The 13,220-nt window shown below is 71.9% G+C and carries 17 protein-coding genes and 1 riboswitch; of the genes, 14 read left to right on the forward strand and 3 right to left on the reverse strand.

The annotated features are described in order from the left end of the window. Positions 1 to 5: 5 nt before the first annotated feature. The 13 genes from def to Q9R27_RS06100 all read left to right on the forward strand — a co-directional run bounded on the left by def (position 6) and on the right by Q9R27_RS06100 (position 10,223). Entirely contained in the window at positions 6 to 551 is a 546-nt protein-coding gene (gene def / locus Q9R27_RS06040) for a peptide deformylase (RefSeq protein ID WP_311251450.1), read from the forward strand. After that, positions 551 to 1,483 carry a methionyl-tRNA formyltransferase gene (gene fmt, locus Q9R27_RS06045; protein ID WP_311251451.1) on the forward strand — a complete coding sequence of 311 codons (933 nt, stop codon included), beginning with the start codon at positions 551 to 553 and terminating at the stop codon, positions 1,481 to 1,483. Before def ends, fmt begins: the two co-directional genes overlap by 1 nt. Further along, positions 1,480 to 2,859 carry a transcription antitermination factor NusB gene (locus Q9R27_RS06050; protein ID WP_311251452.1) on the forward strand — a complete coding sequence of 460 codons (1,380 nt, stop codon included), beginning with the start codon at positions 1,480 to 1,482 and terminating at the stop codon, positions 2,857 to 2,859. The genes fmt and Q9R27_RS06050 overlap by 4 nt, the downstream gene beginning before the upstream one ends. Before the next feature lie 18 nt (positions 2,860 to 2,877). After that, positions 2,878 to 3,846: a non-homologous end-joining DNA ligase gene (ligD, locus tag Q9R27_RS06055; RefSeq protein ID WP_311251453.1), complete on the forward strand. Its 969-nt coding sequence runs from the start codon at positions 2,878 to 2,880 to the stop codon at positions 3,844 to 3,846. Next, positions 3,843 to 4,181 (forward strand): cupin domain-containing protein, encoded by a 339-nt coding sequence (locus Q9R27_RS06060; RefSeq protein WP_311251454.1) that lies wholly within the window; start codon positions 3,843 to 3,845, stop codon positions 4,179 to 4,181. The genes ligD and Q9R27_RS06060 overlap by 4 nt, the downstream gene beginning before the upstream one ends. 10 nt (positions 4,182 to 4,191) lie before the next feature. After that, positions 4,192 to 4,890, forward strand: coding sequence for a ribulose-phosphate 3-epimerase (gene rpe / locus Q9R27_RS06065; RefSeq protein ID WP_311251455.1), 699 nt, complete (start codon positions 4,192 to 4,194; stop codon positions 4,888 to 4,890). Positions 4,891 to 4,910: 20 nt separating this feature from the next. After that, a riboswitch (FMN riboswitch) is annotated at positions 4,911 to 5,062 on the forward strand. A gap of 104 nt (positions 5,063 to 5,166) precedes the next feature. Further along, a complete protein-coding gene (ribD, locus tag Q9R27_RS06070; RefSeq protein ID WP_311251456.1) occupies positions 5,167 to 6,231 on the forward strand; it encodes a bifunctional diaminohydroxyphosphoribosylaminopyrimidine deaminase/5-amino-6-(5-phosphoribosylamino)uracil reductase RibD in 1,065 nt (354 codons plus the stop codon). Further along, a complete protein-coding gene (locus Q9R27_RS06075) occupies positions 6,231 to 6,848 on the forward strand; it encodes a riboflavin synthase (RefSeq protein WP_311251457.1) in 618 nt (205 codons plus the stop codon). Before ribD ends, Q9R27_RS06075 begins: the two co-directional genes overlap by 1 nt. Continuing rightward, a complete protein-coding gene (locus Q9R27_RS06080; RefSeq protein WP_311251458.1) occupies positions 6,841 to 8,097 on the forward strand; it encodes a bifunctional 3,4-dihydroxy-2-butanone-4-phosphate synthase/GTP cyclohydrolase II in 1,257 nt (418 codons plus the stop codon). The genes Q9R27_RS06075 and Q9R27_RS06080 overlap by 8 nt, the downstream gene beginning before the upstream one ends. Before the next feature lie 26 nt (positions 8,098 to 8,123). Continuing rightward, on the forward strand, positions 8,124 to 8,639 hold the full coding sequence (gene ribH, locus Q9R27_RS06085; RefSeq protein ID WP_311251459.1) for a 6,7-dimethyl-8-ribityllumazine synthase: 516 nt from the start codon (positions 8,124 to 8,126) through the stop codon (positions 8,637 to 8,639). A 10-nt stretch (positions 8,640 to 8,649) separates the two neighbouring features. Next, positions 8,650 to 8,913: a phosphoribosyl-ATP diphosphatase gene (locus Q9R27_RS06090; RefSeq protein WP_311251460.1), complete on the forward strand. Its 264-nt coding sequence runs from the start codon at positions 8,650 to 8,652 to the stop codon at positions 8,911 to 8,913. Between the two features lie 10 nt (positions 8,914 to 8,923). Then, positions 8,924 to 9,793: an ATP phosphoribosyltransferase gene (gene hisG / locus Q9R27_RS06095; RefSeq protein ID WP_311251461.1), complete on the forward strand. Its 870-nt coding sequence runs from the start codon at positions 8,924 to 8,926 to the stop codon at positions 9,791 to 9,793. Further along, on the forward strand, positions 9,777 to 10,223 hold the full coding sequence (locus Q9R27_RS06100; protein WP_311251462.1) for a PH domain-containing protein: 447 nt from the start codon (positions 9,777 to 9,779) through the stop codon (positions 10,221 to 10,223). The genes hisG and Q9R27_RS06100 overlap by 17 nt, the downstream gene beginning before the upstream one ends. On the opposite strand, the gene Q9R27_RS06105 is transcribed toward Q9R27_RS06100, so the two are convergent. From Q9R27_RS06105 to Q9R27_RS06115, 3 genes are read right to left on the reverse strand one after another with little or no spacing between them, the layout of a single operon-like run. After that, the gene (locus Q9R27_RS06105) at positions 10,204 to 10,818 is read right to left on the reverse strand and encodes a 4-amino-4-deoxy-L-arabinose transferase (protein WP_311251463.1); all 615 of its coding nucleotides are present in this window, start codon (positions 10,816 to 10,818) and stop codon (positions 10,204 to 10,206) included. The two genes, Q9R27_RS06100 and Q9R27_RS06105, sit on opposite strands and share 20 nt — an antisense overlap. After that, positions 10,818 to 12,035, reverse strand: coding sequence for an amino acid deaminase/aldolase (locus Q9R27_RS06110; RefSeq protein WP_311251464.1), 1,218 nt, complete (start codon positions 12,033 to 12,035; stop codon positions 10,818 to 10,820). Before Q9R27_RS06110 ends, Q9R27_RS06105 begins: the two co-directional genes overlap by 1 nt. Next, a complete protein-coding gene (locus Q9R27_RS06115; protein WP_311251465.1) occupies positions 12,032 to 12,463 on the reverse strand; it encodes a hypothetical protein in 432 nt (143 codons plus the stop codon). The genes Q9R27_RS06110 and Q9R27_RS06115 overlap by 4 nt, the downstream gene beginning before the upstream one ends. Positions 12,464 to 12,488: 25 nt before the next feature. Between Q9R27_RS06115 and Q9R27_RS06120 the strand changes: the two genes are divergently transcribed. Next, positions 12,489 to 13,007: an SseB family protein gene (locus Q9R27_RS06120; protein WP_311251466.1), complete on the forward strand. Its 519-nt coding sequence runs from the start codon at positions 12,489 to 12,491 to the stop codon at positions 13,005 to 13,007. Positions 13,008 to 13,220 lie beyond the last annotated feature (213 nt).

Genomic DNA, 13,220 nt, shown 5'->3' on the forward strand with positions numbered 1-13,220 from the left:
GCACCGTGGCAGTCCAGCCCATCCGCCTTTTCGGCGACCCGGTCCTGCGCAGCCGCGCAGCAGAGGTCACCACCTTCGACAAGGAGCTGCGCACCCTTGTCGCCGACCTGACCGACACCATGCTCGAGGCGCCGGGCGCGGGCCTGGCCGCGCCCCAGATCGGCGTCGGGCTCCGGGTCTTCACCTGGAACGTCGACGGCGATGTCGGCCACCTGGTCAACCCGACGCTGGAGCTCTCCGAGGAGCAGCAGATCGACCTCGAGGGGTGCCTCTCCCTCCCGGAGCTCTCCTATGAGTGCCGCCGGGCGATGCACGTGGTCGCCAACGGATTCAACATGCACGGCGAGCCGGTCGAGATCCGCGGCTCCGAACTGCTGGCCCGTGCCATCCAGCACGAGACCGACCACCTGGACGGTGTCCTCTTCATCGACCGCCTCGACGTCGAGGCACGGAAGGCAGCCATGAAGGTGATCCGGGAGTCCGACTGGTTCGGCCTGGAACAACCCCGCGTCAAGATCTCGCCCCACGCAACGAGGGGGCTCGGCATCTGATGCGCGTCGTCTTCGCCGGCACCCCCGAGGTGGCCGTTCCCGCACTGGATGCCATCGCCGCCTCCGGCCACGACCTGGTCGGGGTGGTCACCCGCCCCGACGCCCCGTCCGGGCGCGGACGCAAGCTGGTCGCCTCACCGGTCGCCCAGCGCGCCGAGGAACTGGGCATCCCGGTGCTCAAGCCCACCCACCCGCGCGACGAGGAGTTCCAGGCCGCGCTGCGCGACCTGACCCCCGACGCCTGCCCCGTGGTGGCCTACGGCGCCCTGCTGCCCCAGTCCGCGCTGGACATCCCGGTCCATGGCTGGATCAACCTGCACTTCTCCCTGCTGCCCGCCTGGCGCGGTGCCGCGCCGGTGCAGCACGCCATCTGGGCCGGTGACGAGATCACCGGGGCCAGCACCTTCCGGATCGTGAAGGAACTCGACGCCGGCGCCGTCTTCGGGGTGATGACCGAGACGATCCGCCCCACCGACACCTCCGGGGACCTGCTCGCCCGCCTGGCCGAGGGCGGTGCCCACCTGCTGGTGAGCACCCTGGACGGCATCGCCGACGGTTCCCTGGTCCCGCGCGAGCAGCCGGCCGAGGGGATCAGCCTGGCGCCGAAGATCCTGGTCGACGACGCGCGGATCGACTGGACCCGCCCCGCGGTGCAGATCGACCGCCAGGTCCGCGCCTGCACCCCCGGGCCGGGCGCGTGGTCGACCCATGAGGGCGAGCGGATCAAGATCGGTCCCGTCACCCCTGAGGCCGACCACGAACAACTGCCTCCGGGCCAGCTTGCCGTCACCAAGAAGGCGGTCCACGTCGGCACCGGCACCGTGCCGGTCCGCCTGGGCGAGGTCAAGGCGTTCGGCAAGAAGCAGATGGCTGCGGCCGACTGGGCCCGCGGCGTGACGCTGGCGCCGGGCACCACCTTCGGGGACCAGTGAAGCGAGCGCGGCCCCGGATCGACGCGCCGCGCGCCGCGGCGTACGACGTGCTCAAGGCGGTCCGCGTCGACGACGCCTACGCCAACCTGGTGCTGCCGCGCGTGCTCCGCGAGGCCAACCTGTCGGGCCGCGACGCCGCCTTTGCCACCGAACTGGTCAGCGGCACCCTGCGCCGGCAGGGCACGTACGACGCGATCCTGGCCGCCTGCATCGACCGGCCGCTGGCCAAGGTCGAGGCGAAGGTGCTCGATGCATTGCGACTCGGCGCCCACCAGTTGCTCGCCATGCGGGTGCCCGCCCATGCGGCGATCTCCAGCACCGTCGACCTGGTCCGTGCCCGGGTCGGCCACGGCCCGGCCGGGTTCACCAACGCGGTGCTGCGCAAGGTCTCCGGCCACGACCACGACCAGTGGGTACGCCGCCTGGCCCCTGCCGACCCGGTCGGGCTCGCAACCCTGGCCCACGCCCACCCGGTCTGGGTGGTGGAGGAACTGCAGGCCGCGCTGGCTGCCGTGGGCGCCGAGGCCGAACTCGACGCGCTGCTCGCCGCGGACAATGCGGCCCCGAAGGTCACCCTGGTGGCCCGCCCGGGCCTGGCCACCACCGCGGAACTGCGCAGCGCCGGAGCCGAGCCGACCGGCCAGTCACCCCATGCACTGGTCCTCGCCTCGGGCGACCCGGGCGCCATCGATGCCGTGGCCGAGGGCCGGGCCGCGGTCCAGGACGAGGGATCGCAACTGGTCACGCTCGCCCTGGCCGGCGCGGCACTGACCGGGCGCGACGAACAGTGGCTCGACACCTGCGCCGGGCCGGGCGGCAAGGCCGCACTGCTGGCGACACTGGCCGGGCAGCGGGGCGCCGCCCTGCTCGCCGCCGAGCGCCAACCCCACCGCGCCGCACTGGTCGCCCGGGCCACCCGCCGGAGCGGCGCCGGCCTGGCCGGTGTGGTCGTCGCCGACGGGACCCGCCCGGCGTGGGCCCCGGCGAGCTTCGACCGGGTGCTGGTGGATGCACCCTGCTCCGGGCTCGGTGCGCTGCGTCGCCGCCCCGAGTCGCGGTGGCGGCGCCAACCGGGCGACGTCGCCGAACTGGTGCCGCTGCAACGCGCGTTGCTCAAGCAGGCGCTGGCCTCCGTGCGTCCCGGCGGCGTGGTCGCCTACGTGACCTGCTCCCCGGTGCTGGCCGAGACCCGCGGAGTGGTCGAGGACGTCCTGGCCGACCACCCGGAGGCGGTGCTGGTCGACGCCGAGGCCGCGCTGGCCGGCGTACCGGGCGTCACCGTGGCCGACATCGCCGGACCGCTGCCGGGCACCGTGCAACTGTGGCCGCACCGCCACGGCACCGACGCCATGTTCTTGGCGTTGCTGCGCCGCTGACGGGTCTAGCCTGAGGCCATGGCTTCCCAGGCGCCGGCGATCGAGGTCGAGGTGGACGACCGGGTGATCCGGATCAGCAACCCGGATCGCGTCTACTTCCCGCCGAGCAGCACCAGCGACACCGGGCTCACCAAGCACGACCTGGTCGACTACTACCTGGCCGTCGGCCCGGGCATCGTGAACGCGCTCCTCGAGCGGCCGTGCATGCTGCACCGCTTCCCGAAGGGGCTCTCGGGCGACAAGGTGCACCAGAAGCGGATCCCCAACGGTGCCCCGGCCTGGGTGGAGACGGTCCGCCTCCACTTCCCGCGCTGGAACCGGACCGCCGACGAACTCTGCGTCACCGAGCTCGGCTCCGTGATCTGGGCCGTGCAGATGTCGACGGTCGAGTTCCACCCGTGGAACAGTCGTCGCGCCGACCCGGAGAAGCCGGACGAGTGGCGCATCGACCTCGATCCGGGCCCGGAGTCGGACTGGGCGCAGGTACGCCGCGTGGCCGGCGTGGTCCACGAACTGCTCGACGAGATCGGTGCGGTCGGGTTCCCCAAGACCAGCGGTGGCTCGGGGCTGCACGTCTATGTCCGGATCCCACCGGTGCACGGCTTCGCCGACGTACGCCGTGCCGCCCACGCCTTCGCCCGCGAGGTCGAGCGCAGGGCACCCGAGGACGTGACCACCGCCTGGTGGCGCAAGGACCGGGACCCGGGCCAGCTCTTCGTCGACTACAACCAGAACACCCGCGACCACACCATCGCCGCGGCGTACTCGGTGCGCGGCGTGCCCGAGGCCCGCGTCTCGGCACCGCTCGCCTGGTCGGAGATCGACGACGCGGTGCCGGACGACTTCACGATCGTCTCGATGCCCGGCCGGTTCGCACGGATCGGCGACCTGCACGCCGACATCGACGGGCATCCGTTCGACCTGGCGCCGCTGCTGGAGTGGGCCGCGCGCGACGAGGCCGACGGGGATGGCATGGTGGAGCCATGAGCGAGCCCATCGAACCGGTCAACCTGACCGCGCTGGCGGCCGAACTGGTCGCCGACCTGCCCAACCACACCGCGGGCCGCACCGCCAAGTCGGTCCTGCACGGGGACGGGCAGCGGGCCGTGCTGATGGCGCTGGCCGCCGACGCTGCCCTGGCCGAGCACGATGCACCGGGGCCGGCCTGCCTCCAGGTCCTCCAGGGCGAGGTCGTGCTGATCGCCGGTGACCAACGCTGGGAGCTGGGCGCCGGTGACCTGGTGCCGATCCCGCCGGTGCGCCACTCGGTCCAGGCCCGCACCGACGCGGTGTTCCTGCTCACCATCGCCCTGCCCGGATAGGGTTGCGGGCGTGGGAATCCAGATCACGCCGTCCGTCCTGAACGCCGACCTCGCCAACCTCGCCAGTGAGGTGAACCGGATCCGCAGCGCGGACTGGGTCCATGTCGACGTGATGGACAACCACTTCGTGCCGAACCTGACCCTGGGCCTCCCAGTGGTGGAGTCCCTGGCCCGGTCGACGCCACTGCCGATGGACGCCCACCTGATGATCGACGACCCGGACCGCTGGGCGCCGGCGTACGCCGAGGCCGGCTGCGGGTCGGTGACCTTCCACGTCGAGGCGGCGGCGGCACCGGTCCGGCTGGCCCGCGAGATCCGGGCACAGGGGGCACGGGCCAGCATGGCGCTGAAGCCGGCCACCCCGATCGAGCCCTACGAGGACCTCCTCGACGAGCTCGACATGGTGCTGGTGATGACCGTCGAGCCGGGCTTCGGCGGCCAGGGCTTCCTCGACCTGTGCCTGCCCAAGATCCGCAAGGCCCGGGCGATGATGGAGCGCCGTGGCGTCCAGACCTGGCTCCAGGTCGACGGGGGAGTCTCCCTGGAGACCATCGAGCGCTGCGCCGAGGCAGGGGCCGACGTCTTCGTGGCCGGCTCGGCGGTCTATTCCGCCGAGGACCCCGACGCGATGGTCGCCGCGTTGCGGGCCCGCGCCGAGTCCGCCCAGCGGGCCCTGGGCCAGGAGGGATCCGACGCTGTGGCAGGATGAGCCGAAGACGAGTGAACAACTCGCGTGCTCTGGGATCGGTGCAATTCCGAACCGGCGGTGACCACACGGGGAAACCTGCGTGGGAGTCCGCGACCCGGTCACAGCCAGTGACCGGTTGACCAGGTGTGATTCCTGGACCGACGGTCATAGTCCGGATGGGAAGCGCACGCAGTGGTCCTGCCCGGATCGGCCATGGTCGAGCACCCGGACGGGACCCGGGCCCGCAGACCATCCACCTTCCGCCCCGGAGTCCGCGAACGGACATGAGGGACCACGATGGTGCAGGCACGGGCAGTCGCAGCGGTCGAGGACCGCGCGATGGCGCGCGCTCTCGAGATCGCCTCGACTCCCGGCGTACCGCTCGGCCCCAACCCGCGCGTCGGCTGCGTCCTGCTCGACGAGACCGGCAGCGTCATCGCCGAAGGCTTCCACCGGGGCGCCGGCACGCCGCATGCCGAGGCGGCCGCCCTGGCCGAGGCCGGTGACCGCGCCCGGGGCGCCACGGCCGTGGTCACCCTCGAGCCGTGCAACCACACCGGCCGCACCCCACCGTGTTCCGGGGCACTGGTCGAGGCGGGGGTACGCCGCGTCGTCTTCGCCCAGGGCGACCCGAACCCGGTCGCGACCGGGGGCAGCGACACCCTGCGTGCTGCGGGCATCGAGGTCATCGCCGGGCACCGGCACGACGAGGCACGGCGGCTCAACCGGGCATGGACCTTCGGCCTGGCCCACCAGCGCCCCCTGGTGACCTGGAAGTTCGCCACCACGCTGGACGGGCGCAGCGCCGCCGCCGACGGCACCAGCCGCTGGATCACTGCGCTTCCCTCGCGCCGCGACACCCACCGGCTCCGCGGCGAGTGCGACGTGATGCTGGTGGGCACCAACACGGTGGCCGTGGACGACCCGGAGCTCACCGTGCGCGACGACGCCGACCACCCGGTGGCACACCAGCCGCTGCGCGTGGTGATGGGGGAGCGTGACCTGCCCACCGGCCTGCGGGCCTTCAACGACCGCGCCGAAACACTCCACCTGCACACCCGCGACCCACGGACCGCACTGGGCGAACTGTTCGATCTGGGACGACGCCACGTGTTCCTCGAGGGCGGCCCCACCCTGGCCGCTGCCTTCCTCGCCGCCGGCCTGGTCGACGAGGTGGTCACCTACGTCGCGCCGGTGCTGCTCGGCGCCGGACCCAGCGCCGTCGCGGACCTGGGCATCACCACCATCGCCGACGCGATGCGGTGGGAGCTCATCGACGCCGCCGTGCTCGGCACGGGTGCCGAGGCCGGCGTCCGCCTCACCCTGGTCCCGAACCGACCCACCCCGGAGGAGAAGAGCTGATGTTCACCGGAATCATCGAGGAGCTCGGCACCGTCGAGCAGATCGCGCAACAGGGCGATGCCATCCGGATCACCGTGGCCGCCGAGGTCGTCCTGGCCGGCACCGGGCTGGGCGACTCGATCGCGGTCAACGGCTGCTGCCTCACCGTTGCCGAGCTCGGCGAGGGGTGCTGGACCGCCGACGTCATGCAGGAGACGCTCGACAAGACGTCACTGGGCGACCTCGCGCCGGGCCACCGGGTCAACCTGGAGCGCGCCGTCACCGTCGAGAAGCGGCTCGGCGGACACATCGTCCAGGGCCACGTCGACGGGGTCGGCACCGTCCTGGCGCGCAGCCGCAGCGAGCACTGGGAGGTCGTCGAGGTCTCCCTGCCCGACGGACTGGGGCGCTACCTGGTCGACAAGGGATCGATCACCGTCGACGGCATCTCGCTGACCGTCGTCGAGGCACGCCCCGAATCGTTCACGATCAGCCTCATCCCCGAGACCCTGGCCCGCACCACGCTCGGCTTCCGCGGCGTGGGGGAGCGGGTCAACCTGGAGGCCGACGTGATCGCCAAGCACGTGGAGAAGCTGCTGGTCAGCGGATATGTCCAACAAGGAGAGAACAATGAGTGACCCCACCGGCGCCCGCGTCCGCCTCGACTCCGTCGAGGACGCCATTGCGGACATCGCCGCGGGCAAGGCGGTCGTCGTCGTGGACGACGAGGACCGGGAGAACGAGGGCGACATCATCTTCGCCGCCTCCAAGGCGACACCGGAGCTGATGGCCTTCACCATCCGCCACTCCAGCGGAGTGATCTGCGTGCCGATGCCGGCCGCGATGCTGGACCGGCTCGAGATCCCGCTGATGACCCCGCACAACAAGGACAAGCTGCGCACGGCCTACACGATCTCCGTCGACGCCCGCGACGGCGTCAGCACCGGCATCTCCGCCGCGGACCGGGCACACACCGCACGGGTGCTGGCCGACTCGGCCACCGAACCGTGGGAGATCACCCGCCCCGGACACGTCTTCCCGCTGCGCTACCGCGAGGGAGGCGTCCTGGTCCGCCGGGGCCACACCGAGGCCGCGGTCGACCTGGCCCGCCTCGCCGGGCTCACCCCGGCCGGCGTCCTGGTCGAGGTGGTCAACGACGACGGGACCATGAAGCGCGGCCCCGAGTTGCGCGCGTTCGCCGACGAGCACGGACTGAAGATGATCTCGATCGAGGAACTGGTCCGCCACCGCCGCCGCGTCGAGGTGCTCGCCGACCGGGTCGCGGAGACGAAGCTGCCCACCCGGTTCGGCGACTTCACCGCCTTCGGCTACCGGGTCGCGGTCGACGACAGCGAGCACATCGCGCTGGTCCACGGTGACATCGACGCCGCGATCGCTGCCGGCGAGCCGGTGCTGACCCGGGTCCACTCCGAGTGCCTGACCGGGGACGTCTTCGGCTCCCAGCGCTGCGACTGCGGTCCCCAGCTCGACGAGGCACTGGAGCGGATCGTGGCCGAGGGCCGGGGCGTGGTGGTCTACCTGCGCGGCCACGAGGGTCGCGGCATCGGCCTGGTCGCCAAGCTGCAGGCCTATGCCCTGCAGGACGGTGGACGCGACACCATCGACGCCAACCTCGACCTGGGCCTGCCGGCCGACGCACGCCACTACGGGACCGCGACCCAGATCCTGCGCGATCTGGGCATCGAGCGGGTGCGGTTGATGACCAACAACCCGGACAAGGAGCACGGCCTGCGTGACTTCGGCATCGAGGTCACCGAGCGGGTCGGCCTCACCGTCCACCCCAATGACCACAACCTCGCCTACCTGATGACCAAGCGGGACCGGATGGGCCACGACCTGCCCGACCTGGACCGCACCCTCGACTGAACCCGGAACGAAGAAGGAGACCTGCGATGAGTGGAGCCGGAGCACCCGTACAGGAGCCCGTCGACTGCAGCGACCTCGCGGTGGCCGTCGTTGCCGCGAGCTGGCACCAGGAAGTGATGGACGGCCTGCTGGCCGGTGCCGAGCGGGCGCTCGCCGCCCACCGGGTCACCCATGCCACCGTGGTCCGGGCGCCCGGAGCCTTCGAACTCCCGGTGGTTGCCGCTGCGCTGGCCCGTGACCACGACGCCGTGGTCGCACTGGGCGTGGTGATCCGCGGCGGCACCCCGCACTTCGACTACGTGTGCAACGCCGCCACCGACGGCCTGACCCGGGTCGCACTCGACTCCGGTACGCCGGTCGGCTTCGGCCTGCTCACCACCGACGACGAGCAGCAGGCCCTGGATCGGGCCGGCCTCGAGGGATCGAGCGAGGACAAGGGATGGGAGGCCACCGCGGCGGCACTGGCCACGGCCCGGGTGCTGCGCGACCTGCCCGGTGCCGGGGGCCGGACCGACGCCGGGACCCCGCGCCGTACGCCGTAGGCTTGCCGTCGTGAAGACGTTCGAGGAACTCTGGACTGAGCTCAACGAGAAGGCCCGGACCCGCCCTGAGGGCTCCGGCACCGTCAAGGAACTCGACGCCGGCGTCCATGCGATCGGCAAGAAGCTGGTCGAGGAGGCCGCCGAGGCATGGATGGCTGCCGAGCACGAGGGCCGTGACGCAGCGGCCGAGGAGATCAGCCAGTTGCTCTACCACGCCCAGGTGCTGATGATCGCGACCGGACTCAGCCTCGAAGACGTCTACACCCACCTCTGAGGACCACACCATGACCGTCACCAATGGGGAGCGGCTGCTCCGCATCGCGGTCCCCAACAAGGGATCGCTCGCCCAGTCCGCCTCCGACATCCTGCGCGAAGCCGGCTACCGGCAGCGCAGCGACTCCAAGGAACTTGCCCTGATCGACGCCGAGAACGGTGTCGAGTTCTTCTACCTGCGCCCGCGCGACATCGCGCTCTACGTGGGGGAGGGCACCCTCGACATCGGCATCACCGGCCGCGACCTGCTGCTCGACTCGGGTGCCACTGCCCGCGAGGTGGTCCAGCTCGGCTTCGGCCGCTCCCGCTTCTTCTTCGCCGGCCCGGCCGGCGAGTTCGATGACGTCTCCCAGTTGGAGGGCAAGCGGATCGCCACGTCGTACGTCGGGGTGGTCGAGCGCTACCTGGCCGAGCAGGGGATCACCGCAACGGTGACCCGCCTCGACGGAGCGGTCGAGACCAGCATCAAGCTCGGCGTCGCCGACGTGATCGCCGACGTGGTGGAGACCGGCAGCACCCTGCGCGCCGCCGGCCTGGCCACCTTCGGCGAGGTGGTCCTGGAGTCGGAGGGCGTGCTGATCGCCCGGGACGGTACGCCGGACCCCGCCGGGTTCGACGTCTTCCTGCGCCGCCTCCAGGGGGTCCTGGTGGCCCGCTCCTACGTGATGATGGATTACGACATCCGCAGCCAGGATGTCGATCGTGCGGTGGCCCTGACGCCTGGCATCGAGGGGCCGACCGTCTCGCCGCTGCACCGTGAGGGATGGGTGGCCGTGCGTGCCATGGTGCCCAGCCGCGGCAGCCAGCGCCTGATGGACGAGCTCTATGACATCGGTGCCCGTGGCATCCTGCTGACGGAGATCAATGCCTGCCGCCTCTGACCCGTCCCTGCCCCGCACCTGGCGCCCGCTGGGCACCCGCATCGCCGGTATCGGTGGCGGCGTCTTGTTGATGGTGTTCTGCGGCGCCTTGTGGTTCCTGCTCTCGGCGGACATCCGCGACCAGTTCACGCTGCTCCAGCGGATCACCCTGGTCCTGATGGGGGTGGGCATCTGGGTCGCCATCTGGGCACTGGCCCGGGCCCGGGCCACGGCGACGGAGGCCGGCCTGACGGTCGTCAACGGCTACCGGACGCGCGAGTTCGCCTGGGCACAGGTCATCGCCATCCACCTGCCGCCCGGTGCCCCGTGGGCCACCCTGGACCTCGCCGATGGTGAGACCTGCGCCGTGATGGCGCTCCAGGCCAGCGACGGCGACAGGGCCAAGGCAGGGGTGCGCGAGTTGCGCCGCCTCATCGACCGGACGCCCTGAGCCCGTCGACCACCAGGTCGGCCGTGGCGGGCAGCCCGTGCCGGTCGAAGAACTCATCCGCGTCACGGGAGAACCGCTCCCACCGCTGGCGGTAACCGTCCTCGTCCCAGGCCAGCCCCATCCGGTCGTGGAGTGCCCGGTCGCGGGCCAGGCCGCGGGCCGTGGCCACCTGGCGGGGCGCCTGGACCCAGGCCAGCACGGTGCGCAGGTCAGCCAGGCCACGCATCCCCGATCCGACGCCCTCGAGGACCATCAGGTCGGCCGGTGCCACCTCCACCTCGCCCTCGAAGCGCCCCAGCGCCCAGTCGTACGCCGGGCACCTGCCGGTGGTGCCGGATGCCCAGGGGACGACCAGCCCGTTCCGGATCCGGGCGCCGAGGCCCGGGTCGCGCAGTCCGTCCCACCCGTCGTACAGCGCGTCCATGTGCACCACCGCGACCGTGCGCGACTCCTGCGTCCACACGTCGGCCAGCTCGCGGGCCAGGGACGTCTTCCCTGCGCCGGGCGGACCGTCGATGCAGAGCAGGCGACCGCCGCCGGGCAGGGGCGGCCCACCGTCGAGTGCCGCCAGCAGGCCGGCGACGGGTCCGGGCATCAGAAGCTGTTGCCGGTGCCGCGGTAGGTCGGCACCGAGGCGATGATGGCGGAGCCCTCGAGCAGGTGTGCGGTGTTGGTGTGCTCGAAGAGTTCACCGGACTTGGCATGGCGGAACCAGACCAGGTCGCCGATCGCGAGCGTGTCGGCCGGGTGTCCGGTCAACGGCGTCTGGACCTCGCCGGCGCCCTCCAGCCCGGTCAGCGCCAGGCCCGGGGGAGCCCACGGGATCGGCACCCGGTCGGCGCCAGCGGGACCCGAGGCAATGAAGCCACCGCCGGCGACAGTGACCATCCCGGCGCCGGGGCGACGGACCACGGGCACGCCGAAGAAGGCAGCTGGCCGTGGGGTGAAGGAGCGGTAGTGGTCGAAGAGCCCGGGCACCAGGAGGCCGGATCCGGCCGCGACCTCGGTGACCTCCGGGTCGGCGGCCGACGACTCGACCGATCCGGACCCGCCCGCGTTCCAGAACTCCAGCTCGGCCAGGGAGGCCAGCCCGCGGGCGATCTCGTGGCGCCGCTGCAGCAGTTGCTCGATCGAGGCGGACTTGAGGCGACGGACCACGGCGGACTTCGCGCGCTGGGTGGGCACCGCATCCGGGACCCCGGCGACCTGGCCCTCATAGGTCATCACGCCGACCAGGTTGAAGCCGTCGCGCTCGACCACGGCGCGGGCCAGGGAGAGGACGGCGTCGGTGGCATGCAGCGGTGACCGCTTCGGGCCGACATGGGCACCGGCGAGCTTCAGGCCGGCGTCGATGTCGATCGCGATCCGGACCGGCACCACGCGAGAACTGCGGGCGGCGTCGATGGCGTCCAGGTGGTCGGTGGAGTCCACCATCAAGGTGATCGCCCCGGCAGCGCTGGGGGAGCCGGTCAACCGGGCCAGGGCGCCAGCGTCGACGCTCGGATAGCCCATCACCACGTCATCGCTGACGCCGTGTTCGACCAGCCACAGGGCCTCGCGCAGGGAGTAGGACAGCACGCCGCTGAACCCGTCCCGGGCCAGCGCCCGCTCGAGCAGGGCCGGCACCCGCAACGACTTGGAGGCCACCCGGATCGGGGTGCCGCCCGCCCGACGGACCAGGTCGGCGGCGTTCGCGTCGAAGGCGTCCAGGTCGACGACCATCAGCGGCGCCTGCAGGGGATCGGGGTGTGCCCGCACGGCGGCGTCGAGGCGGCTGCGCAACCGGTTGCGCGCGATCAGGTCGGAGCTCATGAGATGCCCCGCTTCCGCAGGATCGCCTCGATGTCAGCCAGGTCGTCATCGAGCGCGGGCGCACCCTTCTTCGGGGGCGCAGCCGGGCCCACGGCGTCCGGCGTGCCCGCCTTGCGTCCCTTGGCGCCGCCTGGCGGGGCACTGATCCGGGTGGAGACGCCGAAGAGCAGGACGGAAAGGACGAACATGGCGATGCCCACCCACACCAGCGGGCTGAAGGCGAACCCGACCGCCCAGTCCGCCACCGAACCAGCCACCTCGCCGAACAACTCCAGGGTCCCGGTCAGCCAGGCCGCGCCGGGCAGCAAGGTCAGCGCCACGCCGCGCACCGTTGCGGCGATCCCGCGGTTGCGATACGCATACCAGGTCCACATCCCGCCGCAGGCGGTCAGCGCGAGGGCCAGGGCCATCCAGCTCACATCGGACATGGAGCCAGCATAGGGTGGGGCCACCATGAGCAACCCAGACCGCTTCGCCGGCGCCCGGATCCTCGAGTCGTCGTTCCCCGATGACGACGGTGGCCAGCAGCCCGCCGTCGCATCGGCGCTGGCTGCCTATGCCGCCGACCCGGGCAGCTACCCGCGGGTGGTGCAGGCGTTGCAGGGTTCCCGCCTGCTGGTGCCGGTGGTCGCGGTCCTGGGCGAGGTCGAGTACGACGACCAGGGCCTGGCCCACGACAAGTCCAGCGACATGGCCGCGGTGCTGATGACGGGCGCGGACGGGCGGATGGCCCTGCTGGCCTTCACCGGCACCGACCAACTGACGGCGTGGAACCCCGAGGCCCGGCCGGTGGCCGTGCCGACCGGGGCAGCCGCGCTCTCGGCGATCCAGGAGCAGGCAGCAGCCCTGGTCATCGACATCGCCGGACCGACCACCTTCGTGCTCGAGGGACAGGACCTGACCGCCGTCGCGGCGGGATGGAACCTGGTCGAGGTCGACGGCGAGTTCGGCTGGTTGCGCCCGGAAGGGTGAAGCACGAGTCGATTTTGGTGCCCCGGTCCGACGGGGTAGTCTTGCCCACTGACCGATTCCCATGCCCGGCCACCTCGGTGACCTGACGAGGGGATCCACAAGCGGAGGCACTGCTTCCCACCCGCACCGACCGCCACAGGTCGTCGGGTCCGGTCGATGGGTTCGTGGTCCGCCACGGGAACATCTGGAGACTGGCTTCCGCTTGCACGGGCG

It is taken from the genome of Nocardioides sp. AE5 (genome assembly GCF_031844485.1).
Lineage (GTDB): Bacteria > Actinomycetota > Actinomycetes > Propionibacteriales > Nocardioidaceae > Nocardioides.

Bases quoted from the DNA above. Each gene is read 5' to 3' on its own strand.
- Q9R27_RS06080 (WP_311251458.1), top strand. From the start codon at position 6,841: ATGAGTGACCCCACCGGCGCCCGCGTCCGCCTCGACTCCGTCGAGGAC.
- Q9R27_RS06100 (WP_311251462.1), top strand. From the start codon at position 9,777: ATGCCTGCCGCCTCTGACCCGTCCCTGCCCCGCACCTGGCGCCCGCTG.
- hisG (WP_311251461.1), top strand. From the start codon at position 8,924: ATGACCGTCACCAATGGGGAGCGGCTGCTCCGCATCGCGGTCCCCAAC.
- fmt (WP_311251451.1), top strand. From the start codon at position 551: ATGCGCGTCGTCTTCGCCGGCACCCCCGAGGTGGCCGTTCCCGCACTG.
- Q9R27_RS06075 (WP_311251457.1), top strand. From the start codon at position 6,231: ATGTTCACCGGAATCATCGAGGAGCTCGGCACCGTCGAGCAGATCGCG.
- Q9R27_RS06110 (WP_311251464.1), bottom strand. From the start codon at position 12,035: ATGAGCTCCGACCTGATCGCGCGCAACCGGTTGCGCAGCCGCCTCGAC.
- Q9R27_RS06105 (WP_311251463.1), bottom strand. From the start codon at position 10,818: ATGCCCGGACCCGTCGCCGGCCTGCTGGCGGCACTCGACGGTGGGCCG.
- ribD (WP_311251456.1), top strand. From the start codon at position 5,167: ATGGTGCAGGCACGGGCAGTCGCAGCGGTCGAGGACCGCGCGATGGCG.
- Q9R27_RS06120 (WP_311251466.1), top strand. From the start codon at position 12,489: ATGAGCAACCCAGACCGCTTCGCCGGCGCCCGGATCCTCGAGTCGTCG.
- Q9R27_RS06115 (WP_311251465.1), bottom strand. From the start codon at position 12,463: ATGTCCGATGTGAGCTGGATGGCCCTGGCCCTCGCGCTGACCGCCTGC.
- Q9R27_RS06060 (WP_311251454.1), top strand. From the start codon at position 3,843: ATGAGCGAGCCCATCGAACCGGTCAACCTGACCGCGCTGGCGGCCGAA.
- ligD (WP_311251453.1), top strand. From the start codon at position 2,878: ATGGCTTCCCAGGCGCCGGCGATCGAGGTCGAGGTGGACGACCGGGTG.
- ribH (WP_311251459.1), top strand. From the start codon at position 8,124: ATGAGTGGAGCCGGAGCACCCGTACAGGAGCCCGTCGACTGCAGCGAC.